This window comes from Enterobacter sp. 50793107, assembly GCF_001463365.1.
Taxonomy (GTDB): Bacteria; Pseudomonadota; Gammaproteobacteria; order Enterobacterales; family Enterobacteriaceae; genus Enterobacter; species Enterobacter cloacae.
The window spans coordinates 21,378-46,535 of the sequence record NZ_LNII01000126.1 but is presented as its reverse complement, the minus strand read 5'-3'; the positions used below and the strand labels follow the sequence as shown (position 1 = coordinate 46,535).

22 protein-coding genes and 1 pseudogene are annotated in these 25,158 nt (G+C 54.0%); 12 read left to right on the top strand and 11 right to left on the bottom strand.

The annotated features are described in order from the left end of the window. Window positions 1-141: 141 nt before the first annotated feature. The 11 genes and pseudogenes from APU11_RS16655 (at window position 142) to APU11_RS16605 (ending at window position 10,339) form a co-directional block, all read left to right on the top strand. Window positions 142-549 (top strand): hypothetical protein, encoded by a 408-nt coding sequence (locus APU11_RS16655; RefSeq protein ID WP_032635102.1) that lies wholly within the window; start codon window positions 142-144, stop codon window positions 547-549. Then, entirely contained in the window at window positions 549-743 is a 195-nt protein-coding gene (locus APU11_RS16650; RefSeq protein WP_032635101.1) for a hypothetical protein, read from the top strand. Before APU11_RS16655 ends, APU11_RS16650 begins: the two co-directional genes overlap by 1 nt. Further along, window positions 740-1,567: an SPFH domain-containing protein gene (locus tag APU11_RS16645; protein ID WP_042889584.1), complete on the top strand. Its 828-nt coding sequence runs from the start codon at window positions 740-742 to the stop codon at window positions 1,565-1,567. The genes APU11_RS16650 and APU11_RS16645 overlap by 4 nt, the downstream gene beginning before the upstream one ends. Before the next feature lie 45 nt (window positions 1,568-1,612). Continuing rightward, window positions 1,613-2,362: an ORF6N domain-containing protein gene (locus APU11_RS16640; RefSeq protein ID WP_058679238.1), complete on the top strand. Its 750-nt coding sequence runs from the start codon at window positions 1,613-1,615 to the stop codon at window positions 2,360-2,362. Between the two features lie 2 nt (window positions 2,363-2,364). Further along, complete coding sequence (locus tag APU11_RS16635; protein ID WP_063926589.1) at window positions 2,365-2,736, top strand: hypothetical protein; 372 nt, start codon at window positions 2,365-2,367, stop codon at window positions 2,734-2,736. After that, window positions 2,720-2,977 (top strand): excisionase family protein, encoded by a 258-nt coding sequence (locus APU11_RS16630; protein WP_058657756.1) that lies wholly within the window; start codon window positions 2,720-2,722, stop codon window positions 2,975-2,977. Before APU11_RS16635 ends, APU11_RS16630 begins: the two co-directional genes overlap by 17 nt. Window positions 2,978-3,021: 44 nt before the next feature. Continuing rightward, a complete protein-coding gene (locus APU11_RS16625) occupies window positions 3,022-4,314 on the top strand; it encodes a site-specific integrase (RefSeq protein WP_058679236.1) in 1,293 nt (430 codons plus the stop codon). A 184-nt stretch (window positions 4,315-4,498) separates the two neighbouring features. Then, window positions 4,499-5,701 (top strand): nicotinate phosphoribosyltransferase, encoded by a 1,203-nt coding sequence (gene pncB, locus APU11_RS16620; protein WP_029882976.1) that lies wholly within the window; start codon window positions 4,499-4,501, stop codon window positions 5,699-5,701. A gap of 165 nt (window positions 5,702-5,866) precedes the next feature. Continuing rightward, on the top strand, window positions 5,867-7,267 hold the full coding sequence (asnS, locus tag APU11_RS16615; RefSeq protein ID WP_029882977.1) for an asparagine--tRNA ligase: 1,401 nt from the start codon (window positions 5,867-5,869) through the stop codon (window positions 7,265-7,267). A gap of 606 nt (window positions 7,268-7,873) precedes the next feature. Next, window positions 7,874-8,964 (top strand): annotated as a pseudogene (locus APU11_RS16610) (porin). A 184-nt stretch (window positions 8,965-9,148) separates the two neighbouring features. Further along, window positions 9,149-10,339, top strand: coding sequence for an amino acid aminotransferase (locus APU11_RS16605; protein ID WP_029882979.1), 1,191 nt, complete (start codon window positions 9,149-9,151; stop codon window positions 10,337-10,339). Between the two features lie 57 nt (window positions 10,340-10,396). Here APU11_RS16605 and APU11_RS16600 read toward each other — a convergent pair whose 3' ends face one another. The 7 genes from APU11_RS16600 to cmoM all read right to left on the bottom strand — a co-directional run bounded on the left by APU11_RS16600 (window position 10,397) and on the right by cmoM (window position 21,032). Beyond that, on the bottom strand, window positions 10,397-11,044 hold the full coding sequence (locus tag APU11_RS16600; RefSeq protein ID WP_013097289.1) for an MBL fold metallo-hydrolase: 648 nt from the start codon (window positions 11,042-11,044) through the stop codon (window positions 10,397-10,399). Between the two features lie 20 nt (window positions 11,045-11,064). After that, complete coding sequence (locus tag APU11_RS16595) at window positions 11,065-11,616, bottom strand: YcbK family protein (RefSeq protein WP_013097290.1); 552 nt, start codon at window positions 11,614-11,616, stop codon at window positions 11,065-11,067. Window positions 11,617-11,790: 174 nt separating this feature from the next. Next, window positions 11,791-13,614, bottom strand: coding sequence for a L,D-transpeptidase (gene ldtD, locus APU11_RS16590; protein ID WP_013097291.1), 1,824 nt, complete (start codon window positions 13,612-13,614; stop codon window positions 11,791-11,793). A 179-nt stretch (window positions 13,615-13,793) separates the two neighbouring features. Beyond that, complete coding sequence (mukB, locus tag APU11_RS16585) at window positions 13,794-18,242, bottom strand: chromosome partition protein MukB (RefSeq protein WP_020689707.1); 4,449 nt, start codon at window positions 18,240-18,242, stop codon at window positions 13,794-13,796. Continuing rightward, window positions 18,242-18,946, bottom strand: coding sequence for a chromosome partition protein MukE (mukE, locus tag APU11_RS16580; RefSeq protein ID WP_013097294.1), 705 nt, complete (start codon window positions 18,944-18,946; stop codon window positions 18,242-18,244). Before mukE ends, mukB begins: the two co-directional genes overlap by 1 nt. Then, window positions 18,927-20,249 carry a chromosome partition protein MukF gene (gene mukF / locus APU11_RS16575; protein ID WP_013097295.1) on the bottom strand — a complete coding sequence of 441 codons (1,323 nt, stop codon included), beginning with the start codon at window positions 20,247-20,249 and terminating at the stop codon, window positions 18,927-18,929. The genes mukE and mukF overlap by 20 nt, the downstream gene beginning before the upstream one ends. Window positions 20,250-20,252: 3 nt before the next feature. Further along, window positions 20,253-21,032 (bottom strand): tRNA uridine 5-oxyacetic acid(34) methyltransferase CmoM, encoded by a 780-nt coding sequence (cmoM, locus tag APU11_RS16570; protein ID WP_013097296.1) that lies wholly within the window; start codon window positions 21,030-21,032, stop codon window positions 20,253-20,255. Between the two features lie 124 nt (window positions 21,033-21,156). Here cmoM and elyC point away from each other — a divergent pair, with 124 nt between their 5' ends. Further along, entirely contained in the window at window positions 21,157-21,936 is a 780-nt protein-coding gene (gene elyC, locus APU11_RS16565) for an envelope biogenesis factor ElyC (protein WP_013097297.1), read from the top strand. Here elyC and APU11_RS16560 read toward each other — a convergent pair. The 4 genes from APU11_RS16560 to APU11_RS16545 form a co-directional block, all read right to left on the bottom strand. Beyond that, window positions 21,913-22,806, bottom strand: a complete 894-nt coding sequence (locus APU11_RS16560; protein WP_013097298.1) for a YcbJ family phosphotransferase — start codon at window positions 22,804-22,806, stop codon at window positions 21,913-21,915. The genes elyC and APU11_RS16560 overlap by 24 nt on opposite strands. A gap of 142 nt (window positions 22,807-22,948) precedes the next feature. Then, on the bottom strand, window positions 22,949-23,695 hold the full coding sequence (gene kdsB, locus APU11_RS16555; protein WP_013097299.1) for a 3-deoxy-manno-octulosonate cytidylyltransferase: 747 nt from the start codon (window positions 23,693-23,695) through the stop codon (window positions 22,949-22,951). After that, a complete protein-coding gene (gene ycaR, locus APU11_RS16550) occupies window positions 23,692-23,874 on the bottom strand; it encodes a protein YcaR (RefSeq protein ID WP_013097300.1) in 183 nt (60 codons plus the stop codon). The genes kdsB and ycaR overlap by 4 nt, the downstream gene beginning before the upstream one ends. 45 nt (window positions 23,875-23,919) lie before the next feature. Further along, window positions 23,920-25,149 (bottom strand): winged helix-turn-helix domain-containing protein, encoded by a 1,230-nt coding sequence (locus tag APU11_RS16545; RefSeq protein WP_058651193.1) that lies wholly within the window; start codon window positions 25,147-25,149, stop codon window positions 23,920-23,922. Window positions 25,150-25,158: the final 9 nt, after the last annotated feature.

Genomic DNA, 25,158 nt, shown 5'->3' with positions numbered 1-25,158 from the left:
GCGCATTCACCCCTGCCGTATGCACGGCTCCGGTAATTTGAGCCTCAAGGTTAATCACCGATGGCGGCTGCTGTCCCGCGATGGCGGCAAGAACTGGGAAGTCATGAGTCACGAACGATACAGCAAAGTTAAGGACCGGAAATGAACGATAAACGCATCAGCACCACCTCAATTGACAGCGCCTTTGCCAAGGAGCTGCAGCCCGTTTACGTCGTATCTCGACACGGCTACTCGCGCCGTTTCCTCAGCAGGAGCGCAGCGATCAGTAACCTTGCTCACTACATGGTAACCAAAACTTTTCATCGTGCCGGTTTGAACACCAACGAACCAGACGAACCTGTTTTCAGCAATGGTGTGCTCGTCAACCGCATGGGCCAGCACACACAGCAATATCTCTTTGCACATAACCGATGCATGCGGCGCATTCGCCGAATTCTGGAGCGTAAGCGCGAAGCACGTAAGTGGCTCGGAAAGTGGGACGCCATGCATGACCGATTCGTGAGAGAGCAGGCAGAACTGCAGGCCTGTAAACCAGAGGGGCTGCGCTGATGATTGCTTACTTACGCGTTGTTCTCTCGCTGGTAATTGTCGCCAGCGTTTATGGCCTTTTCGTTCCGATCCTCATTTCGATGAAGGACACCACAGCAGTGTTATCCGGTTTTGCCCTGGCGATCATGACCCCGCCGTGCATCTACGCCATTTGTAAGGGTCTTGTTGTAACCGTAACTAAGGAAAAGAAATGAAAAAAGCAATTATGGCTTCAATTATCGCGCTCTCTGCCATCGGTCTTGTAGGTTGCGATCGTGTCGAGCCCGGCAACGTGGGTATCAAGGTGAATAAGCTGGGAGACGACAAAGGTGTCGGAGAAGTGGTTGGAGTAGGCCGCTATTGGACCGGCTGGAACACAGAGGTCTACATCTTCCCAACCTTCAAACAGATGAAAACCTACGACGACGCATTCAATTTCCAGATGAGTGACGGCACTACGATCGGCTATCACATTGGTGTCGCCTATAAAGTTGATCCAACCAAAGTGACGACGGTCTTCCAGACCTATCGCAAAGGTGTGGACGACATCACCGATACCGATCTGCGCCAGAAGATTGCCGATGCCCTTAATCGTCTCGCAAGCCGCATGAGTACCGATAAGTTCATTGACGGCGGGAAAGCTGAGCTGCTTGAAAACGCTCTGAAAGAGATCCAGTCCGACATGGGGCCGGTAGGAATCCAGGTTATCAGCCTTTCTTACGTCGGCCGTCCTGAGTACCCGCCGACAGTTATCGACAGCATTAACGCCAAAGTCACCGCCAACCAGAAGACCCTGCAGCGCGAGCAGGAGGTGAAACAGCGTGAAGCCGAAGCAAACATGCTGCGCGCTGAAGCGGATGGCCAGGCAGACGCAAAGCTGAAGTTGGCGGAAGCGGAAGCGAAGTCTATCCAGATTCGTGGGCAGGCCATGCGCGAAAACCCTGAAGTGCTTCAACTGGAGGCCATCAACAAATGGAACGGCACTCTGCCCCAGTACATGACCAGCGGCGCCAATACTCCATTTATCCAGGTTAAGTGATTCACCAGCCCGGCGTAAAGCCGGGCACTCAGAAGGATATCGAGCATGAACACAGTAACGATCAATAACAAACGGCTGCCGGCAGTCGAATATCGCGGTCAGCGCGTTGTGACGCTGGCGATGATTGATGAAGTCCACCAGCGACCAGAAGGCACCGCCCGTGCAGCATTTAATCGCAATAAAGACCGCTTTGTTCGCGGTGAGGATTATGAAGAATTAGGTGCAGACACTATACGTACGGACCTTCCCGTTGGAGTTTTTTCGAAATTTGCGCCATCAGGAATTGTCCTCTTCGAATCAGGGTACCTGATGCTGACGAAACCATTTAATGATGATCTGGCCTGGAAAGTACAACGCGAGTTGGTAAGTGGTTATTTCCGTCATCAGCAACCACAACCATTGACTGAAATCGAAATGATCGCCGCTATGGCCGCCGATGCCGTTCGCCAGCAAAAACGCCTGAATCATGTTGAAGAGCAGATCGAAACGGTCACCGAAGCGGTGGAGAACATCAAGCGCGGCACCATGCGCGCCGGATATGTCGGTTACCGCCAGGTGGTAGCCAAAAGCGGAATGAGTGACGCGAAGTGCCGGAATTTGGTCAATGCCTACCGCATCCCGACAGACACGCACGAATTTATGACTCCAGACGGGCTTTTGTCACGTAGGGCTATCGTCGAACTGGAGCCATTCATGACCGCGTTTCGCCAGATGATGTCAGAGGCTGAACCGCGCGGCACCCGCTGGTATCACCCTAAAATGGGTCTGTTCCAGGCGATTGGGTGGGAGGGTTAATAATGCACAAATTCTACGTCGAGACAGACAATCTGAACACAATCAGCGAATGCCTGCAGCAGCTCGTTAACGCAGAAGAAGCGCAGCTCAGCATTGAAGAGCAGCTGGCGAGATCGAACAGCTGCAGTGACTGGAGCGCATGGCGGAAAAAGGCAGAAAACGCGCTACGGGTGATCAAAGGTAAGCGCCGCATCATCACAGCTCGTCTGGCTGTCCTGCGCCATGAGGAGAAGGAACGCAACCTGCAGCTGCACCAGCAGCACAATGATTTTCTGGTTCAGGCTCTTCGCGAAATTGTAACGCCCTCTTCTTTCGCGCGGTGCGTTCGCCTGGCTAAAGAAAAAGTGGAGGAGAACCATGCAAACCAGTGCTGAAATTATTCTTCTGGTGCCGAATGACTGGGTTAGCGAAAAGGTTCTGATTGCGGTTACCGGGCTTAAGCCCGGAACCATCACCCGAGCCAGAAAAGAATCCTGGATGCTTGGCCGCGAGTACCTGCACATCTCACCCGATGGCAATCCAAAGCCTTCGAGCGAATGCATGTACAACAGAAAAGCCGTTGATCAGTGGATCGAGGCTCAGAAAAAAAATCAACCAGGTGCGAAGACAGCATGAAAAGCAGTACACTCGTCAACGCTCCTGGACGTCAGGAGGGATTAATGGCTAATGCATCATACCCGACAGGCGTCGAAAACCACGGCGGTTCACTTCGCATCTGGTTTGTATATAAAGGCAAGCGAGTCAGGGAAAACCTCGGTGTCCCTGATACTGCCAAAAATCGCAAGATAGCCGGCGAGCTTCGTTCTTCAGTTTGTTTTGCGATAAGGATGGGGAATTTTAACTATGCGGAAAAATTCCCAAACTCACCGAACCTTGCCCGGTTCGGTCAGGATAGAAAGGAAATTACTGTGCTGGAGCTTACCGAAAAGTGGTCTGAGCTGAAGAGGATGGAAATCAGCTCTAACACTATGAGTCGGTACGAATCCATCATAAAAAACATGCTTCCGCGCATCGGCGAAAACAAAATGGTTTCTGCGGTGACCACTGAGGATTTGCTGTACGTGAGAAAGGAGTTGCTGACGGGTTTTCATGTAATGAAGAAGGATCACCGGACACAGGTTAAAGGCAGGAAGTCTTCGACCGTGAATAATTACATGATGCTGATGGCCGAGATCTTCCAGTTCGGAGCGGATAACGGTTACGCAAAGGAAAACCCGTTTAGCGGAATTAACCGCCTCAAAAAAGCGAAAGGTGAACCAGATCCACTCACGACAGAAGAGTTTATCCGGTTTATCCAGGCTTGCGGCCACCAGCAGATGAGAAATCTCTGGTCGCTGGCAGTCTATACTGGAATGAGGCATGGGGAGTTGTGCGGTCTAGCGTGGGAAGATATCGATCTGCATGCCGGAACCATCACAGTGAAACGCAACCTTACCCAGACGAATGAGTTCACCCTGCCAAAAACCGACGCAGGCACTGACAGGGTGATTTATCTCATTCAACCAGCTATTGATGCCCTGAGGAATCAGGCCCAGCTGACGCGCCTTGGCCGGCAGTATGAGATTGAAGTGAAATTGCGGGAATATGGCCAGTCAGTCATACACCCCTGCACTTTCGTTTTCAGTCCTCAATGCGTCAAGCATGGGCCTCGTAGAGGATATCACTACGCGGTTAATTCGATTAATAAAATTTGGGCCCCGATAATCAAGCGCGCCGGAATACGGTACCGCAACGCCTACCAGTCACGACATACTTATGCGTGCTGGTCATTATCAGCTGGGGCAAACCCAAACTTTATAGCAACTCAGATGGGACATACCGATGCACAGATGGTTTACAAGGTGTATGGAAAGTGGATGTCAGAGAAGAGTACCGAACAGGTTTCCCTGCTCAACCAGGCGCTTTCACGCTTTGCCCCATCACTGCCCCAAAGCATGGTAGTAGCACAGTAGTAATCTGTAAATTCAAGTGGTTAGCAGTCATATAGCTACATTTGTATAACACGGGGCACAAAATGCCCTCGACCATAAAGAGCGCTTATGTTGTGATCGGGGTTCAATAAATCACTAAACAAGGTATACTCCGGAGTTGTTTATTGTACTAAACGCTCCTGTGAGAGGATGCTACTGCGCACCTATGACTCGATTCGCTTCTCCTGTTCTGCATACGTTGCTGGATACCGACGCGTATAAACTGCACATGCAGCAAGCCGTTTTCCACCATTACTATGATGTTGATGTTGCGGCGGAATTCCGCTGCCGTGGCGACGACTTGCTCGGTATCTACGCAGATTCCATTCGTGAACAGGTCGATGCTATGCAGCATCTGACGTTACAGGACGACGAATACCAGTGGCTTTCCGGCCTGCCTTTCTTTAAAGCGGACTATCTGAACTGGCTGCGCGACTTCCGTTATAAGCCAGAGCAGGTCACCGTCACGAATGATAACGGCAAGCTGGATATTCGCCTTGAAGGCCCATGGCGTGAAGTGATCATGTGGGAAGTTCCGCTGCTGGCTGTGATCAGCGAGCTGGCTCACCGCTACCGTTCGCCGGAAACCGGGGTGACTCAGGCACTGGCCGCGCTGGAAAACAAACTCGCAGGGTTTGCCACCCTGACGGATGGGTTGGATATGTCCCGCTTCCGTCTTATGGACTTTGGCACGCGTCGCCGTTTCTCCCGCGACGTTCAGCAGGCCATTGTTCAGCGTCTGCAGCAAGAGTCGTGGTTCGTGGGCACCAGTAATTACGATCTGGCACGTCGTCTGAACCTGACACCCATGGGTACCCAGGCGCATGAATGGTTCCAGGCGCATCAGCAGATCAGTCCAGATCTGGCCAACAGCCAACGCGCCGCACTGGCCGCGTGGCTTGACGAGTATCCGAATCAACTCGGCATCGCCCTGACCGACTGTATCACGATGGATGCGTTCCTGCGTGATTTCGGCCCTGAGTTCGCTGAGCGTTACCAGGGGTTACGTCATGACTCCGGGGATCCGGTTGAATGGGGTGAGAAGGCGATAGCGCATTACGAAAAACTCGGCATCGACCCGATGAGCAAGGTGCTGGTCTTCTCCGACAACCTCGATCTCGCGAAAGCGGTTGAACTCTATCGCCATTTCAGTACCCGAGTGAACCTGAGCTTCGGGATTGGCACCCGTTTAACCTGCGACATCCCTCAGGTAAAACCGCTGAATATCGTGATAAAACTGGTGGAATGTAACGGCAAGCCGGTAGCCAAGCTCTCCGATAGCCCGGGTAAAACCATCTGTCATGATAAAGCGTTTGTCCGCGCGTTACGCAAAGCTTTCGATCTCCCTCAGGTCAAAAAAGCCAGTTAAGCGCTTAAGGGAGCCAAATGGCTCCCTACTTCTTATTTATTTCTTAATTCTTCTCTTTTGACTGCGAAATTTACTTGTCTGATAGCGGATGGCAGGTAACATAGATATCCCCCCATTTGGGTGGACAAGTGTTTATTTTTTCCGACTATTAACAGAGAGAATATTATGAGCGTTGTGCCTGTAGCCGACGTACTCCAGGGCCGTGTCGCCGAAGACCTAGAAGTCACCGTGCGCGGATGGGTGCGTACCCGCCGAGATTCTAAAGCTGGCATCTCCTTCCTTGCCGTCTATGACGGTTCCTGCTTTGATCCTGTACAGGCCGTCATTAATAATTCTCTGCCCAATTACAATGATGACGTTCTGCACCTGACAACCGGTTGTTCCGTAATTGTTACCGGCGTGGTTGTCGCATCACCGGGTCAGGGTCAGAGTTTCGAAATTCAGGCCACTGCCGTTGAAGTAACTGGCTGGGTTGAAGATCCTGATACCTACCCGATGGCCGCAAAACGTCACAGCATCGAATATCTGCGTGAAGTGGCTCACCTGCGTCCACGCACCAACCTGATTGGTGCGGTGGCCCGTGTCCGCCACACGCTGGCGCAGGCACTGCATCGCTTCTTCGATGAGCAGGGTTATTTCTGGGTATCTACCCCGCTGATCACCGCCTCTGATACCGAAGGCGCTGGCGAGATGTTCCGCGTTTCTACGCTGGATCTGGAAAACCTGCCGCGCACGCCAGAAGGTAAAGTGGACTTTGACAAAGACTTCTTTGGTAAAGAAGCCTTCCTGACGGTATCCGGCCAGCTCAACGGCGAAACCTACGCCTGTGCGCTGTCTAAAATCTATACCTTCGGCCCAACCTTCCGCGCGGAAAACTCCAACACCAGCCGTCACCTGGCAGAATTCTGGATGCTGGAGCCTGAAGTGGCTTTCGCAGATCTGAACGATGTCGCTGGCCTGGCGGAAGCCATGCTCAAGTACGTCTTCAAAGCGGTACTGGAAGAACGTGCTGATGACATGAAATTCTTCGCTGAGCGTGTCGATAACGAAGCGATTGCACGTCTGGAGCGCTTTGTTTCCTCCGACTTTGCCCAGGTGGATTACACCGATGCGGTCGCTATTCTCGAGAAATGCGGTGAGAAGTTTGAGAACCCGGTTTACTGGGGCGTGGATCTCTCTTCCGAGCATGAGCGTTACCTGGCTGAGAAGCACTTTAAAGCACCGGTTGTTGTGAAAAACTACCCGAAAGACATTAAGGCGTTCTATATGCGCCTTAACGAAGACGGTAAAACCGTTGCCGCAATGGACGTACTGGCGCCGGGCATTGGTGAAATTATCGGTGGTTCCCAGCGTGAAGAGCGTCTGGACGTGCTGGATGCGCGCATGCAAGAGATGGGGCTCAATCCGGCGGATTACAGCTGGTATCGCGATCTGCGCCGTTACGGTACAGTGCCACACTCAGGCTTTGGTCTGGGCTTCGAACGTCTGATCGCCTACGTCACAGGTGTTCAGAACGTACGTGACGTTATTCCGTTCCCACGTACGCCGCGTAATGCCAGCTTCTAAGTAACCAAAATCATAATGGCCAGCATTTGCTGGCCATTATTTTATTCTGCTCTGTCAATTTTCGTCAGCGTAAAGTAAGCACCTTTCAACTTTGACCCCGTCACAACCACTAGTTGTTACGTTTTGTTTCCACGAAATATCTACGAACAAAAAATAAACCCTATTTTTATTGCGATTATTTAATCCTCAAGCAATAGCACAAATTTCAACCAAAATCACAGCCATCCAGAAGTCCTTTTGGAGGTCATAAGAAAAAATGAGTCGTTGAAGGTGCGCATATACGAATAGCCTTTATCTAAATTAATTATAAGGAATTCATATATATAGGAATCTTCCTGCCGTTTAATTCGCCAGGTCTTTCTGAAATTTGAGGTGGTTCACAAAGTTCCGAAAAATACACATTTAGTTACATATAATTTCTTTTTGTTACTCAATCTTGAAAACTGTAGCACTTTCAGGCTAGCGAAACGGTTCTATGAATGGAAAGATGCCTGACAGATACATAAAGACACCAAACTCTCATCAATAGTTCCGGAAATATTTATTGACGGAATTTATTGGCGGCAGTGGCGAGTGTCATAAAAAAACCAATGAGGGTAATAAATAATGATGAAGCGCAATATTCTGGCAGTGGTAATCCCTGCCCTGCTGGTAGCCGGTGCAGCTAACGCTGCAGAAATCTATAACAAAAACGGCAACAAACTGGATCTGTACGGGAAAGTGGTTGGTGAGCACGATTTCGTGACCTCCGGTGACAACACAGACAGCAGCGATGCGACCTATGCTCAGATCGGTTTCAAAGGCGAAACCCAAATCAATGACCAACTGACCGGTTACGGCCAGTGGGAATACCGTGCTCTGGCAAGCCAGCCAGAAAGCAGCCAGACTCAGCGTACCCGTCTGGCGTTCGCTGGCCTGAAAGCTGGTGATGCAGGTTCCATCGACTACGGCCGTAACTACGGTATCGTTTACGATGTAGAATCTTACACCGATATGGCGCCATCCTACTCAGGTATGACCTGGGCTAACTACTCTGATAACTTCATGACCGGCCGTACCACTGGCGTTCTGACCTATCGTAACTCTGACTTCTTCGGTCTGGTTGATGGTCTGAGCCTGGGCCTGCAGTATCAGGGTAAAAACGATCGTACCGACGTTAGAACCGCTAATGGTGACGGTTTTGGTACCTCTGTTGGTTATGAATTCGGCGAAGGTTTCGGCCTGATCGGCGCATACAGCAACTCTGACCGTACTAACCTGCAGACCGCTGACGGTAAAGGCGAGAAAAAGCGGAAGCATGGGCTGTTGGTGCTAAGTACGACGCGAACAACATCTACCTGGCAACCACCTACGCTGAAACCCGCAACATGACCCGTGAAGAAGACGGTTCATTCGCAAACAAAACTCAGAACTTCGAAGTTATCGCTCAGTACCAGTTCGACTTCGGTCTGCGTCCATCCGTGTCCTACGTTCAGTCTAAAGGTAAAAACCTGGCTCAGCGCGGCACCTTCGCGGGCGGCGATGCTGACCTGCAGAAATTTGTTGAACTCGGTGCGACTTACTACTTCAACAAAAACTTCAACATCTATGTTGACTACCAGCTGAACCTGATCGACGACACCGACTATTCTCGTAGCGTGGGTATCGTGAACGGTAAAGACGACCAGGTTGCAATGGCTGTAACTTACCAGTTCTAATCAGTACACCACTTTGTTATATGCTTAATGAACAGGGCTTCGGCCCTGTTTTTTTATGCCTGACAGAAAATAATGGCGACTTTTGAAAAGCCGCACGCTTTTCGTCGCAAACGGTTGGCATTTTGTAAATCTACCGTTAACCTGATAGCGGATTTCACTTCTGTAATCACAATGGAACTTCGTCATGTTTGAGAACATTACCGCCGCTCCTGCCGACCCTATTCTGGGCCTGGCCGATCTGTTTCGTGCCGACGACCGCCCTGGCAAAATCAACCTGGGTATTGGTGTATATAAAGATGAAACCGGCAAAACCCCGGTACTGACCAGCGTAAAAAAAGCTGAGCAGTATCTGCTGGAAAATGAAACCACCAAGAACTACCTCGGTATTGATGGTATCCCTGAGTTTGGTCGTTGCACGCAGGAGCTGCTGTTCGGTAAAGGTAGTACAATTGTGAGCGACAAACGCGCGCGCACAGCACAAACGCCTGGCGGTACCGGCGCACTGCGCGTGGCGGCGGATTTCCTTGCAAAAAATACCGCTGTTAAGCGCGTATGGGTAAGCAACCCAAGCTGGCCGAACCATAAGAGCGTCTTTAACTCTGCGGGTCTGGAAGTGCGCGAATATGCCTACTACGACGCCGCAAACCATGCTCTGGACTTCGACGGTCTGCTGGCGAGCCTGAGTGAAGCCCAGGCGGGCGACGTGGTACTGTTCCACGGCTGCTGCCACAACCCAACCGGCATTGATCCGACGCTTGAACAGTGGGAACAACTGGCGAAACTGTCTGTCGAAAAAGGCTGGCTGCCGCTGTTTGACTTCGCTTACCAGGGCTTCGCCCGTGGTCTGGAAGAAGACGCTGAAGGTCTGCGCGCTTTCGCAGCCGTCCATCAGGAACTGATCGTTGCTAGCTCCTACTCTAAGAACTTTGGCCTGTACAATGAGCGTGTTGGTGCCTGCACGCTGGTCGCAGCAAACGAAGAGACTGCCGATCGTGCGTTCAGCCAGATGAAATCAGTTATCCGCGCTAACTACTCTAACCCACCAGCACACGGTGCCTCTGTCGTTGCCACCATCCTGAGCAACGATGCGCTCCGCGCGATTTGGGAGCAAGAGCTCAACGATATGCGTCAGCGTATTCAGCGCATGCGCCTGCTGTTTGTGAACACCCTGGCAGAGAAAGGTGCAGACCGTGATTTCAGCTTTATTACTAAGCAGAACGGTATGTTCTCTTTCAGTGGCCTGACCAAAGAACAGGTTCTGCGTCTGCGTGAAGAGTTTGGCGTGTACGCCGTGGCCTCTGGCCGCGTGAACGTTGCAGGTATGACCCCTGACAACATGGCGCCACTGTGCGAAGCGATTGTCGCCGTACTGTAATGTAATTAGCGCCCACAAAAAAGCCTGCACTATGCAGGCTTTTTTTATTATCCGGATTTACCAGACAGGCATTTCATCCTGAAGGAAGGGGTTATGCACCCGCTCGTAGCCCAGCGTCGACATCGGGCCGTGTCCAGGGATAAACGTCACGTCATCACCCAGTGGCAATAACTTCTGTTTAATCGACTGGATCAGCTGTCCGTGGTCGCCACGCGGGAAATCGCTGCGTCCTACGCCACCTTTGAAGATCACATCGCCGGAAATCAGCAGACGGGACTGGTCATCAAAGAAGACAATATGGCCTGGCGTATGCCCAGGACAATGCAACACCTGTAAAGTCACATTCCCTACGTTCACACGCTCTCCTTCGTTTAACCAGCGATCGGGCGTCAATGGCTGACACTCATCGAGGCCAAACATGCGGCTTTGGGCTGGCAAACCCTGCAGCCAGAACTCATCTTCTTTTTCCGGACCGATCACCGGCACTCCATAGTGCTGTGCCAGCTCCGCCGCTGCGCCGACATGGTCAAGGTGACCATGCGTCAGTAAAATCTGCATCAGCGTCACACCGCTTTCTGCAACTTCCTGTTTGATCTTCTCAGCGTCACCGCCGGGATCGACAAGCGCGGCCAGTTTGGTTTGCTCACACCAGATCAATGAACAATTCTGGGAGAACGCCGTAACCGGAATAATACGATAGTTCATACTGCTCCTGTGTTTCGTTATTACCAGTGCCGAACTGGACCGGTATCAATATGCACAAAGTTACTACTTGGGTAATATCCTACACCACCTGCGCGCATAGATAACGCAGCTTTGCGAATATTGGCTAACGAAACGCCTTCAATATGGAAATCCATTGCCTGTCCCCTGGTGTGATAGCTTTTTTTCGCTACCCCACGGCTGCGGGCGCGCAATTCATTATTGGTATCAATGGAACGATAACCCGAAATGAGTTGCACCGGCTTGCTGGTACCCAGCAGGCCCTGAAGGCGGAACAACTGGTCAAATAATCCTGGGTCGATGGCTTTTACTTTATTCGCGCGGAAATCACGGAAAAAATGGTTAAGTCTTGCTAATTCATCCTGAATATAGCCTCTGCCATCGAAGAATTCCGCTTTTAGCGACTCACCAGTATGCAGATTGTTGAGCGTTAAAATACGCGGACGAGGTGTCGAGAGGGTGGCAAATGCTGGCGTCGGCAGGATGGCCGCTGCGCCGAGCGCAACGCCACCTAACGCCAGCAGTTTGCGGCGATTAGCGTCAAATTTGTCCATGATAATCAGGTCTACAGGTCAAAGAAATCGTAATATGCTTAGCGCACGAAGGGCACCTTAACTGGCAAAGCCGACGACGTCAAGGCACCCAACCCCAGCAAACACGCGGCTTCCAGCCATATCGCCACGTATTTGCCCTAACTTACGACAACCTATTTTCCCGAACTGCTTCATTTACCTGATTAATTGTTCAGCTTTTGGCAAAATTTGTGCGCCGGATCGCGCCGTGAGATCATAATTGTAAATATCTGTACGATACTGTGTACGTCCATCTTCACCAACAAACGCCGTCAGATAGTAAAGATTGACCGGTATATTGTGTCGAATGTTAACGTAACGGGTGTCCCCCTGCTTGAGGGCATCGGAAATCCGCGTGTCGTTCCAGCCCGCATCCTGCAACAGCATATTCGCCAGTTCCGATGCCTTATTCACACGAACGCAGCCTGAGCTGAGCGCGCGGGCATCTTTCTGGAACAGGTTATGGTTCGGCGTATCATGCAGATAGATAGCGTCCGAACTTGGCATGTTGAATTTATAGCGCCCCAGCGAGTTATGCGCACCCGGTGCCTGCTGGAAACGGAATGGCAGGTTCGACGGCGTAATTGTTGACCAGTCAACCATCCACGGATCGATCGTCTCTTTGCTGTTCCAGCCGCGGATCACCGTATAGTTATGACGCTCCAGATAGCCAGGATCGTTCCAGACCTTAGGCAGAATATCCTTGCGCGCCAGCGTCGGTGGCACGTTCCACGGCGGGTTTACCACCACGTTATTCAGGGCACTGCTCATCATCGGCGTTTTACGGTCAGGACGTCCGACAATCACACGCGACGCCAGCACTTCGCTACCGTTCTGATAATAAACCAGCGAATACGCTGGAATATTCACCATAATCCCGGTCGACAGTGTTCCCGGCAGCAGACGTAAACGCTGGATATTCAGCGCCAGCACCCCAGCACGCTGGGCAGGCGAGACGTTCAGCCAGTCGCGGGTGGATGGACCGATCACCCCGTCTGCGCCCAGCCCCTGCGCGGCCTGGAACTGCTTAACCGCCGCGACCAGTTCGCGATCGTAGGCGGCGGGTTTGTTGCTCTGTGCAACAGCCTTTTTCTCTTTTACCGGGGCCGACGGGCTGACGACCGCGCTTTGCGTATCGTCGCCGGGCAGCGCAATCTTAGGACCGCTTTCGAGAATGCCGGAGCGTTTCATAATTTCGCGGATCGCCGGGACATCGCTGCTCCACTGTCCCGGACGAAGCGTGGTTGTGCCACGCACCTGAGGCCACGGGCGGGAATCGGCAACTAGCTCAAGCAGCGACTGATGCATGGTGGCATACTGCGGATGGGCAGGCGCCAGGCTTGCGATAAAGCGCGGCAGGTCACCGTTGTCCAGCGCCAGTTGCCACTGGTTAATGACCGACAGCGCCGGCGTCGCCAGCTTGTACGGTTTTTGACTGTATAACCAGCGGTTGCCATTGACCGGAATGCCCGCCACGAACTGGAGGTAGCCCATCATGGCATCAGACAGCACCACGTCACGCGCCTGACCGGTAACGGCCGGATCGGTCAGAAGCTCAACCCAGGTGGTGAATTGCGGCTGAAAACCTGCAATGGCGACTTCCGCCAGCTGCTGCTGAAAAGCGCGCACGGCGTCCCGGTTTTCCCACATCGGCTTCATATCACGCGCGGCATAAAGCAGCGTAAGCTGGTTAATGTAGGCAGGCGTGTATCCTGCTGGAAGCCCGGTTAGAAGCTGCTGGCGGAGCGCGCCGGTGTCGATACCTTCGGGTAGCGGTCTGATACCCGCTAAAATGGCCGTCGCCGGAGATTGATCCAGCGGTTGTGACAGCGACGTCGGCTGCGCACCCATCGTCGCGGAACTGTCTGACGGTACAACTTCAGGCTCATCGGCCTGAGCGCTTAACAGTGGAGCAAACATCACCGCCAGACACAAACTCAACGCTGACAGCTGATGACCACGATTTTTCTTTAGCAACATCCCTTGCCCCCTGTTTTCTCACGACATGCCCATCACACTGGGGCTTTTATTCATTATAGGAAGGCACAAACGCAGTTGCCTTACCTTATGTAAAGAAGTTTAAAGATAACGCAGCCGTAAGCATAAGTTAAGCGTAAAAAAAAGCGGCGCTAATGCGCCGCACTTTGTAACAACACGCCTCAGGAGGCGTCTGCTGTGCCCGGTAAGGACTCCGGCGGCTGCGGAGCAAAGCCACGCAGGCCTACAACATGAACGTGCTCGCTGTTCTGGAACACTTTACGCACCAGTTTATAGGTTGTGCCTTTTTCCGGACTAATATTTTCCGGTGCCGCAATGATGAGCTGCATATCCAGACGTTCGCAGAGCTCAAACAGCGTGGCGATGGAGCGGGCATCCAGACGCGCTGCCTCATCAAGGAACAGCAGACGGCATGGGGAAATATCTTTGCCGCGCAGACGACGCGCTTCATCTTCCCAGCTCTGCACCACCATCACCAGAATCGACATCCCGGTACCGATAGCTTCACCGGTCGACAGTGCCCCGGATTCCGCACGCAGCCAGCCGTCTGAACCACGGTTAACCTCAACTTCCATCTCCAGGTAGTTACGGTAATCCAGCAGCTCTTCACCGATGGTTTGCGGCGTACGTTGCCCCATATCAATCTGCGGATTCAGACGCTGATACAGCTTCGCCAGCGCTTCAGAGAAGGTCAGACGGTTGCTGTTAAACAGATCCTGATGCTGTTCATGCTGCTCAGAGAGCACATCCAGCAGCGTAGAGTGCGCTTCACGGACGTTTACATTCAGACGTACGCTGTTCACCTGACCAAACGATACGCTCTGCAGACCCTGGTTCAGCTGGCGAATACGGTTCTGCTCGCGCTGAATGGTCTTGCGGATGATGTTCGCCACGCTACGGGAGCTGATAGCCAGCTTCTGCTCACGGGAGGTCAGCTCTTCCGTCAGGCGCCCCAGTTCAATTTCCATCTGTTCAATGGCTTCGACCGGATCGTCGGTACGGATGATGTCCTGACGAATACGCTCACGCAGATGCTGGTATACCGCCACGAAGAACTGAATTTTACGCTCAGGACGCTTCGGATCTTCAGACATACGCAGCACATCGCGCAGATGTTCGTTATCGGCCACCGCCAGACGCAGCGCACCCAACGCCTTATCCGACATGGATCGCAGTTCATCCGCAGAGAGGTACGCCAGTTCACGACGATGCAGACGGCGTTCAACATTATTGTCTTTCACCATGCGCATCACCGCGCACCAGCCTGCCTTCGCAGATACCACCTGCTCGCGCATTTCGTGATAGTCGCGCTCCAGCTTGCGCAGGCGGCGGGTCAGGTTATCCATCTCCGCTTCACAGAAGGTCAGCGCTTTTTCCAGCTGATTACGACGCGCACGGTTATTGCTCAGCTGGGCATGCAGCTCATCACGACGAACACGCGCCCGCTCTTCTGCCCCGCTGTCGGCACGGACGCCGATGTCCTGCAGCTCTTTTTGCAGATCGTTTAACAGCTCTTTCTTGGTATCAAAGGAGCTTTTTAGCGAGGCCAGAACCTGGTTGTACTGGTTCAACTGGGCCGCGTGGCTACGCATCGCTTCACGGGCACGCGTACGTTCCGCTTCAGCCTGCTCAAGGCGCTGGCGTAATTTCTCGTTCAGATCGCTGTTACCGCTCAGCATTTCCGCCGAGTCAGAGTAGCCGAAGTGAGCGCGACGCTGCACCACTTCCGTCAGGGCAAACGCCTGCTGGCGTGCTTCACGCTGCACCTGCTGGGACCAGGCATAATCTTCTTTTAGCTGCTCAAACTGCTCTGGATCGCTCTGAAGCACCGAAACGACCGGCTCCAGCTTCGCCAGCTGATTACCGTGTTGCTGCACGAAGCGCGCAGCCTCCTGCGCTTCATCCAGACGTTCCTGGATTTCATCCACACGGTCAGCCAGCGTATCGTCCGCCAGCAGATTCAGACGCGGCAGAATGCGGTTCAGGGCAGCAACGCCCTCTTTCGCCTGTTCAAACTGAACGCGGCTCTGCTGGTTGTCATTTTCATGGCTGGCAATCGCGCGCTCAAGCTCGCCACGGCGGGTGTTGAGCTTGCGAATTTCCGCTTCCGGGTCAGCCTCAAAGGCCACTCCCAGATGGCTACCGATAAAGCGGCTAAATGCCTGATGCAGGCGCTGGGTTTTCTGCACGTCAAACGACAGCGTCGCAAAACGTTCAGACAGCGTTTCACGCTCAGCGTGCAGGCTCTCAATACGGCTTTCACGCGCGGCGCGGCCAAACAGAGGAAGTTCCGGGAAGCGCGAGTAACGCCACTGACGGTCAGCGATTTTCACCACTACCGCTTTTTCCAGCTCGTCAACGCTGAACACGCTGTCATCGAACGACTGCGGATCCCCTTCGATCAGATAGAGATCTTCCGGGCAATCTTCCAGCCCTTCGAGCTGTTCGGCAATCAGAGACAGATCCGGCACCACAATCGCGTTACGCGACGGGCCATACAGCGCGGAGAAGTACGGCGCATCGTCCAGACCCACGTCATCATAAATTTCTGACAGCAGTACGCCACCGAAACGCTCCGCCAGCGTATTCAGGCGGGCATCTTCCGCACCGCCCGGCTGGCTTAAGCGTTCAATCTCTTCGTCAACCTCGCGCTTGCGCGCGCCAACTTCATCACGCTCAACAATCGCCTCGCGCTCGCGCTCCAGCAGCTGTTGCAGATATTCGGTCACTTCCTGGCTGGATTCGAACGTTTCACCGCACTGTTCGCTGAGCTGGTTCAGGCTGCTTTGCGCCGCCAGCCAGACGGGTGCGCGTTGCAACAGCGTCTGCGAGCGGGACTGGAGCTGCTCCAGCTCCTGACGCAGCGTCATACGCTGTTCGCTGGCGCTGGATACCGTATCGGAAAGGGCGGCGATACGGGCTTCAAGCTCCTGATGCAGAGCCTCGAGATCGTCAATATCGTAATGTTTACCCTGACGCTTACAGAACTCGGCCAGCAGACGCTCGGCCTCCTGCTGCTCGCGCAGACGCTGTTCCAGCTCGTTCAGACGCATACGCAGCGGTTGCACCTGCTCGGCCAGATGACGCTGATTGACGCCGTCTCGCAGCAACTCGCGAGCTACGTCCCACGCTTCGTTTCGCGCCAGCGGGCCGTTAATCGCCACCACCAGCTGATAAGCTTGTTCAAACTGGCTGTGCGCGGTCTGCGCGACGCTCATTTTCTGTTCCAGGGAGAGCAATTTTTCCGTGGCTTCCTGCTCTTTCGCCTGGAAGGTGTCCAGCCATTCATCGGCGCTGTCCGGCGTCAGGTCAGGCAGATGGCATAGCTCTTTCGCACGCTGCAATGCCTGCAGGGCCTGGTTGTACTGAATCGCTCGCGTCTGCTGCACGTCAAGCGCCTGCTGGTAATCGGCGAGCTGGCTTTTCAGTTCATCCACTTCCAGTTCGGCGGCTTCGGCACGCGCTTCGTTCTCTTCCTGCATGTCGGCAGCTTCGGCCACCACTTCGTTTTGCTCTTCGAGACGAATTTGCAGTTCATCGAGATCGGCTTCGTAGCGCTCGATTTTTTCCTGCTGGCGCAGCGCGGTCTGAACCAGGTTCAGATGATCGCTGGCGGCCTGATAATCGGCTTCCAGATCGCCTTCAGCCCCGTTGTGTTCGCCCAGTTCACGGGCCATTTCAACGTGCTTATACTGCTCGGCCACCAGCTGTTTACGGGAGGTGAACAGCTCGCGGCGGTACTCTAATGCCTGATCGAGATGCACGCGGCGCTCGTTGGCGTGACGCATATAGTCCGCCGCCACATAGTTGGTGGCTTCACTGATCAGGTGTTTAAACAGATCGCGGTCAGACTGGGTAACGCGAATCGCTTCCAGCGTCATGCGGTTTTCACGCAGCGCGGCTTCCATGTCCTGGAAGGCCTTACGCACGCCGCTGTTTTCCGGCAACAGGTAGTCGCGCAGGGAGCGGGTAATGGCGCTGGAGATCCCGCCGTACAGGGAGGCTTCAATCAGACGGTAATATTTGCTGCGGTCGGATGCGGTACGCAGACGACGCGCCACCACGCCCAGATCGAACATCAGGGAGTGGTAATCGGTAATTGAGTTGAACTGCTTGAACTGCACGCCTTCGATAGCTTCGAGCTTGTCTTTCAGCTCCTGCAGCGTGAGTACGCGCGCCTGGCGCTCATTGAGCGTTTCCGTCAGCAGCGCCGTTGGCTGCATTGAGGTTGGCAGGCCCTGAATCGCGAACGGCTTGATATCCACTTTTCGATCGCGACCGGCGACCTGCTGCAGACGCACGCCCACCACCACACGCTGGTGACGGGAGTTGATCACATCCAGCACCGAATAACAGACGCCAGCTTTGAGCTTACCGTGCAGGCCTTTATCGCGGGAGCCGCTTGTCGCGCCCGCTTCGGTGGTGTTACGGAAGTGCAGCAGCGTCAAATCAGGGATCAGCGCCGTCACAAAGGCCGCCATGGTGGTGGATTTACCCGCACCGTTACCGCCGGAGAGCGTTGTCACCAGCTCATCGAGATCAAAGGTTCGGGCAAAGAAACCGTTCCAGTTAATCAGCGTTAGTGAGCGAAATTTACCGCGTTCAATCATTACTCTTCCTCCCCGCTATCCGGCTGATTGTCTTCAGGCTCGTCATTGAGCTGCAAATGGTTTTCCACCGGCATCGCCTCACCGTCGCGGATCATACGAAGCTGCGCTTCACGCGCGTCGTCGCCCGCACGCACGTCGGCACCGAAGCGGAAAACAGATTCCGTAATGCGGAATTTGCTGCTGTCGTGGCCCATAAACCAGACCATCCCCAGACGACGCAGACGGTTCAGAGAAGAGCGAACTTTTTCCTGCAATTTCTGACGATCGAGATCCGACCCCGTTGAACGGTTGTTCACAAGCTTCAGCAGCTTGCTTTCGTCGGCCAGCGTCAACAGCTCATCGTAAAGCTCCTGCTGGGTGAAGATCCCTTCATTTGCCAGACGTTCCGGGCTGAGGTAGAGGTAGCACAGAATTTTGCCGACCATCATATCCAGCTCGGAAAGCACGGAGCGCGGAATAAGCGTGGTGGAACGCGGACGCAGGTAGAAGAAACCTTCCGGCGCGCGGATAAGCTCAACGTTATAGCGTGCGTAAAACTCTTCCAGATACTCCTGGAAGTCCATCAAAAAGGCGTGATTATCCAGCTCGTCGAGGCCAATATGACGACCGGCACGCAGCTGGCTGTCCAGCGCCGGAAATAACGGATTCGCCAGCGCCTGTGCCAGCTTTAATGGCATCACTTGTTCAATATTTGTCAATGACATGCGCCTGTACCTTGGCTCCGTAATCGTTAATCGGCTGCCACTTCGGCGGCAGTCCGGTGAAATCTGCTTGCGCGATACCCAGGCGAACCGCCTGGTCTACCACAATGCGGGCAACGTCGAAGTGGCGCGCGCGAGGATATTGCGCCAGATAGTCGCGCACCACGAGACCAAGATCCAGCGGTACCTGTCTGGTTTTGTAGACAGCGAGCTGTTCTTCGATCATGGCCGCAAGTTGCTCACGAATTTCGTTAAATTCTTCGTATTCCAGATCCGGTGGCAGCTCACCGGTTACCTCTTCATCACGCAGCGCCATCTCTTCGTCACGCATATCGAGCAGACGATCGGCATTGGCGTAGGTTAGCGCCCACGGCGCATCGAAGTAGGTTTGAACAGACTGACGCAGACGCTGAGCAAAGACGCGGTTTTTATCCATATCGATAGCGGTACGGATAAATTTATGTACATGACGATCGTAACCGATCCACAGGTCAATCGATTGCTGGCCCCAGCTAATGATGCGATCGAGCTTGCTCTGCAAATCAAAGACCAGACGGTCGATAAAATGCAGATCGTCATGTGCCATAGTCGCATCCTGAATGCGCAGTAGGTTGGCCTGGAGCTTATCGCCTGCGGCCTCCAGCGTATCCTGCAGTTCACGCAGCGTGCCGGAAGTTTCCGACAGCAGCAGTTCACAGCTGGAGATGGCCGCACGCCAGTCTTTATTCAGCAGCTGCGCGATATCATCTTTCACCTGCTGCTGCTGTTCGTCCATCAGACGCTGGGTCAGATCGATACTGTCAAAAATCTCCGCTACCGAATATTTCAGCGGCGCGTAGACGTTGCGGTGCCAGTGGAATTCATCACCGTTTTCATCCGCGGCATCGGCTGCACGCTTGAGTTCACCCGCCACAATCGAGAGCTGCATGGAAAGACGCAGCGTGGAAAACTCACGCTGGCGGATGTAGTAATCGGTAATGCCGATGCCCAGTGGCGTCAGTCGATAAATGGCGTTACCTTCCGCCTGCTCGCTGGTAAAGCGGTTCAGCAGACGTTGACGCACCATATCGTTGATTGCGTTGTTGGCACGCACGCTAATGGTTTCGCTGGTTTGCTCAAACGCATCACTCACATGGCGGAACGCATCCACCAGTTCACCCTCGCTCATTTCGCCATCGAGCCGTTCGCCGTTCAGCGTGGCAACCGCCAGCAGGAAAGAGAGTCTGTCTACCGGCAGCGAGATGGAGAAATCATTTTTCCTGGCCCAGGCAACCAGTTCGGGGACTGTCTGGGAAAATTCACTCATAGGTTATCCTTGCATCTGCGGCTTGTGCGCGGTGACGTGAATATAGCGGCCAAGACTGATAAACGGTTCCTGACGGCAATACCGCGTTTCTAATTCTGTTAAGGTGTCAAAACAGTCACGCTGTTTGTGTTTTTCACGCAGATAATCATGAAACACCCTGACGCCCGTCTTCCCGGTTATCTGCCAGCCAATCTCTTCCAGCCAGCCGTAAACCTGCTGGGGATCGCGCGGATAGTCCGGGGAAAGCGTGCGCTTTTTCTTTTTCGGCATTCCGACCTGAACATAGTCGAAGTTGCCCGCAACCATGTTGTGCATCAGGAAGCCGTTAGCATTGTAGAACATCAGCGACAGCGTACCGCCCGGGCGTAGCATCGACCACAGGGTTTGTAACACGCTTAACGGATCGGCTACCCATTCCAGCACCGCATGAAACAATATCAGATCAACCTGGGTTTCCAAATGCTGTGCGATGTCCTGAGCGGCGCATTGTACAAAATGCATGTTGTCGCTCACACCTTTCTCCTCTGCTGCACGCGTGGCACGCGCAACCATCTCAGCAGAAAGATCGCAAAGTGTGACGTGATGACCGCGCTCAGCCATTTTTATGGCCGTCTGCCCTTCACCGCCTCCGGCGTCAAGCACGCGCAACGTTTGACCGCCATACGTGGCCAGAATGGTGTCCAGATCCTGCCAGAGGATCGTCTGACGTAACTGCCCTTTTGTGGTGCCGTATATGTTGCGCGAAAACTTTTCCGCGATGTCATCAAAATTGCGATCCCGCATTGGGAGAGTTCCACTCGCTAACTGCAAAACCGCTATTTTGTCACACCCGCGCGGAGAATGAACCTCTCTGGTGTAATATCACGGGTATTCGCCTGCTATATGGTTAAAAAAGGAACCAAAAAGGATGCTTTTTACCCTGAAGAAATACATTGGAGGCATGATGCTTCCCCTTCCGCTACTGCTGCTCATCATCGCGCTGGGGCTGGGGCTGGTGTGGTTTAGTCGCTTTCAGAAAAGTGGCAAAACGCTGATCACCTTCGGCTGGCTGGTACTGCTGCTGCTGAGCCTGCAACCTGTCGCAGACAAACTGTTACGTCCCATCGAAAACACCTACCCAACCTGGCAGGGAAACCAGAAAGTGGAGTACATCGTGGTGTTGGGCGGCGGGTATACCTGGGATCCAAACTGGGCCCCCAGCTCTAACCTGATCAATAACAGTCTGCCGCGCCTGAACGAAGGTATTCGCCTGTGGCTGGCTAATCCGGGATCGAAAATGATCTTCACTGGCGCGCCAGCCAAAACCAACCCGGTCAGCACGGCTGAAGCCGGCGCCAGGGTGGCGGAATCCCTCGGCGTGCCGCGCTCCGCTATTATCACGCTGGATAGTCCGAAAGATACCGAAGAAGAAGCCGCCGCGGTGAAACAGGCTATTGGCGATGTTCCGTTCTTACTGGTGACGTCTGCTTCGCATCTGCCAAGGGCAATGATTTTCTTCGAAAAACAAGGTCTGCACCCGCTTCCCGCGCCGGCGAACCAGATGGCCATTAACGCCCCGCTCAACCCATGGGAACGGGTGATCCCGTCCCCAATGTGGTTGATGCATAGCGATCGCGTCGGCTATGAGACGCTGGGACGCATCTGGCAGTGGCTGAAAGGCTCCTCAGGCGAGCCAGGGCAGGAGTGATTTTGTCGCAAGGTCAAAGTTGGCGCGGTTGAAACGTCCGGTATTCACCAGCTGCGCCACTTCATCCCACAATAAATAAAGCCAGCGCCGCCAGAGAAACGCCTCCGCAACGGGCGCGCGCTGCAGATAGTGCCACAGCAAGCCTTCAGCGGCCGCGCTATCGCTGAGCCTGAACAGGTCATACTCGCGCGGAGCCCAGAGCATGACCCCTGGCCCCAGCATCGCCAGAAGCTGATCGCTACGAGAATCTTTAAGCATGCTACGCAGGGTAAAATTACCGTGTATCAACACGCAGTTGTCGTTAAAGCCCTCAAACAGCGCCGGTAAACACTCCCGGGTGCGGAACAGGATACGTTTATCCTGCATGGTCAAGCCGGTGTTGTTGAACTGATTAAGCGTTCCCCACAGCACCTCCACCCGCTGGCGATACCACAGCGGCCAGAGATTTTCCTGAGTGCTGTCGACGGGTCCCACAAGGCCACGGCTATCCTGCCGGTGCCAGGCCAGCAGAGCCTCCACAATCTGGTCTTTCAGCTGTTCCCAGCGCTCCGGTGTACGCGCCGGGGCTTCAACGGATACTCCGCGTAAACGCTCAATCAGCAGAACATCCGGACCGGGGTGCTCTTCATGCGTCATCACCCCGTAAACCGTCGGCATACGCACGGTTCCTTGCCGCGCGAGCATTGAAATTTTCCAGGCAAGCTGCCTGGCCACACCCGGCGAGGTAAAGCTTCGGGCCATCAGCGGCATTGGGTTTCCCTGACTGTCGTACAACGACCAGAGCGCGGTATCTGCCTTTTCACTTACACATTCCACCCGGCTTAACTTCTCGCCAAGCAGGTGACTCAGTTCGGCACGCAGCTGTTCCATATGAGATTACCCCCATTAAGACTACTGCTTTTATAATGAGCGCGCAGGACGCAGATGTCACCCTGCGGAGATCAATTATGGAAAAGATAAGAGAAAATAAACGGCGGAGTGCATCCCTCCCAAAAGAGGGATGCCGCAAGGATTAACGCAATTCAGCGCGAACGCGCTCAAGATCTTCTGGGGTGTCTACGCCTGTACCAGGCACCTCTTCGGCGACGGCAACGTGGATCTTTTCGCCATACCAGAGCACACGAAGCTGTTCCAGCATTTCAATATGCTCCAGCGGACTCGGTGTCCAGGTTACATAGCGGCGAATAAAGCCCGCGCGATAGCCGTAGATGCCAATATGGCGCAGGAAGGTATCGCCAATGGTCTCTTTGGACACCGCAAAGCGATCGCGATCCCACGGGATGGTGGCACGGGAGAAATAAAGCGCATAGCCCTCCGCATCCGTCACAACCTTCACCGCGTTCGGGTTGAACGCTTCTTCCGCGTGGTGGATAGGTACCGCGAGAGTTGCCATGCCAACCTGACGCTGCGCCAGGTTTTCCGCCACCTGACGAATAATCGCCGCCGGGATCATCGGTTCGTCGCCCTGCACGTTAACGATTACCGTATCGTCGCTGAATGCGCATTTCTCAACCACTTCAGCCAGACGTTCAGTACCAGACTGGTGATCGGCGCGGGTCATGCACACTTCCCCGCCTGCGGCTTCAACCGCACGCGCAACATCAGGATGATCGGTGGCCACGATAATACGGTCAGCGCCGGACTCACGGGCGCGTTCAAGGACATGCACAATCATTGGCTTGCCGTTGATATCTACCAGCGGCTTACCCGGCAGACGCGTTGAGGCGTAACGGGCAGGAATAATGACGACAAAGCTCATGGTTTGCTCTCTTCAGCCACCAGGGAACGGGCTTCGTTTTCCAGCAGTACCGGAATACCGTCACGCAGCGGGAAAGCCAGGCTGTCCGGTTTGCAAATCAGCTCTTGTTTGTCCTGGCTATAGTAGAGTTTGCCGTTGCACACCGGGCAGGCAATAATTTCAAGTAAACGGTGATCCATAGTTCCTCCGTATGGGTAATCGCTAAAGCTTATCACATTCCCTTTTCAGGGCGTGCCTGTTTCCCAGCCACTTCGACAGGATGTAAAAAGCCCGTCAGGCACGCGGCCCAGCGTCACTTCGCAGGCCTTCTGCCAGCAGGCGAAATCATTGATGGCGGATGTTAACCCTTTTTCCAGGGTCGCGGTTATCCTGACGCCCTCTTCCAGATACAGCGCAATGACCTCTAGCGTGCCGGTTTTACGGTGCATTTTGGCATCCATGCGCCCTACCAGTTGACCTTTGTGCAGCAGGGGCAAAACAAAGTAACCGTACTGGCGCTTTGGCGCGGGAGTGTAGCACTCCAGCCGGTAGCTGAAATCAAACAGCTGCTCGGCCCGTTTTCTGTCCCAGACCACCGGATCAAAAGGTGACAGCACCGCGCTATGGGTTGCCTGAAGTTTACCTGCTTCAGCTTGTGGCAGCAGCGGGAGTAAATCCGCATGCAGCCACATTTCGCCCAACCTCTCTACAGAGACCGGGATAACCCGCTGCTCGCGCTGCCAATTATCCAGCAACGGTTTCAGCGTGGGCTGTCGGAGACGGTAATAATCGGCCAGCCATTGCGGACGGAAAATACCCAGACTGCGGGCGCTGTTTTCAAGCATGATGGCTTCGGCTGCCTCCTGTGTGAGCAGGTCGCGCTCGTCGTCCCAGTGAGGCATCACCCGCTGCGTCAGGTCGTACACCCGTTGAAAATTACGCCGCTCGACTACCATCACCTTGCCTGATGTAAACAACCCTTCGAGATGACGCTTGTGCGGTTTCCATTCCCACCAGCCGCTTGCCCCTTTTCGTGGATGTTCAAAATCCGCGGAACGTACTGGCCCCTTTTCCGCGATATGGGCAATGAGCTGCTCAATTTCAGCCGCATGCTCGTGCATCCACGCCTGCCGGTATTTCCAGCCCATTTTTTCCGGGGCAAGCATACGATGGCGAACCAGGGCAAAATCGCTGCGGGGCAGGAAACAGGCTTCATGTGCCCAGTATTCCATCAGCTCTCCCTTGCTGAGCGCATCATCGAGCCACTGAGGCGGATAATTGCCCAGCCGGCTGAACAGCACCAGGTAGGGGCTACGAGCCACAATGTTGATGGTGTCGATTTGCAACAACGACATGCGTTGCACGGTAGTGAGGATATCGGCAGGCTGCGCGCGGCGACGGGACTTTTTAAGAAGTCCTTGCGCAGCAAGGTGCAAGTTACGTGCGGCTGAAAGCGAGAGTTGCGGTAAAGACATGCGTTTTCC

Coding starts and splice junctions, on each gene's coding strand:
- APU11_RS16630 (WP_058657756.1), top strand. CDS start 2,720: ATGCAAACCAGTGCTGAAATTATTCTTCTGGTGCCGAATGACTGGGTT.
- APU11_RS16600 (WP_013097289.1), bottom strand. CDS start 11,044: ATGAACTATCGTATTATTCCGGTTACGGCGTTCTCCCAGAATTGTTCA.
- APU11_RS16625 (WP_058679236.1), top strand. CDS start 3,022: ATGGCTAATGCATCATACCCGACAGGCGTCGAAAACCACGGCGGTTCA.
- APU11_RS16650 (WP_032635101.1), top strand. CDS start 549: ATGATTGCTTACTTACGCGTTGTTCTCTCGCTGGTAATTGTCGCCAGC.
- cmoM (WP_013097296.1), bottom strand. CDS start 21,032: ATGCGGGATCGCAATTTTGATGACATCGCGGAAAAGTTTTCGCGCAAC.
- mukB (WP_020689707.1), bottom strand. CDS start 18,242: ATGATTGAACGCGGTAAATTTCGCTCACTAACGCTGATTAACTGGAAC.
- mukF (WP_013097295.1), bottom strand. CDS start 20,249: ATGAGTGAATTTTCCCAGACAGTCCCCGAACTGGTTGCCTGGGCCAGG.
- APU11_RS16560 (WP_013097298.1), bottom strand. CDS start 22,806: ATGGAACAGCTGCGTGCCGAACTGAGTCACCTGCTTGGCGAGAAGTTA.
- APU11_RS16545 (WP_058651193.1), bottom strand. CDS start 25,149: ATGTCTTTACCGCAACTCTCGCTTTCAGCCGCACGTAACTTGCACCTT.
- APU11_RS16645 (WP_042889584.1), top strand. CDS start 740: ATGAAAAAAGCAATTATGGCTTCAATTATCGCGCTCTCTGCCATCGGT.
- APU11_RS16595 (WP_013097290.1), bottom strand. CDS start 11,616: ATGGACAAATTTGACGCTAATCGCCGCAAACTGCTGGCGTTAGGTGGC.
- asnS (WP_029882977.1), top strand. CDS start 5,867: ATGAGCGTTGTGCCTGTAGCCGACGTACTCCAGGGCCGTGTCGCCGAA.
- APU11_RS16640 (WP_058679238.1), top strand. CDS start 1,613: ATGAACACAGTAACGATCAATAACAAACGGCTGCCGGCAGTCGAATAT.
- pncB (WP_029882976.1), top strand. CDS start 4,499: ATGACTCGATTCGCTTCTCCTGTTCTGCATACGTTGCTGGATACCGAC.
- ycaR (WP_013097300.1), bottom strand. CDS start 23,874: ATGGATCACCGTTTACTTGAAATTATTGCCTGCCCGGTGTGCAACGGC.
- ldtD (WP_013097291.1), bottom strand. CDS start 13,614: ATGTTGCTAAAGAAAAATCGTGGTCATCAGCTGTCAGCGTTGAGTTTG.
- kdsB (WP_013097299.1), bottom strand. CDS start 23,695: ATGAGCTTTGTCGTCATTATTCCTGCCCGTTACGCCTCAACGCGTCTG.
- APU11_RS16635 (WP_063926589.1), top strand. CDS start 2,365: ATGCACAAATTCTACGTCGAGACAGACAATCTGAACACAATCAGCGAA.
- mukE (WP_013097294.1), bottom strand. CDS start 18,946: ATGTCATTGACAAATATTGAACAAGTGATGCCATTAAAGCTGGCACAG.
- elyC (WP_013097297.1), top strand. CDS start 21,157: ATGCTTTTTACCCTGAAGAAATACATTGGAGGCATGATGCTTCCCCTT.
- APU11_RS16655 (WP_032635102.1), top strand. CDS start 142: ATGAACGATAAACGCATCAGCACCACCTCAATTGACAGCGCCTTTGCC.
- APU11_RS16605 (WP_029882979.1), top strand. CDS start 9,149: ATGTTTGAGAACATTACCGCCGCTCCTGCCGACCCTATTCTGGGCCTG.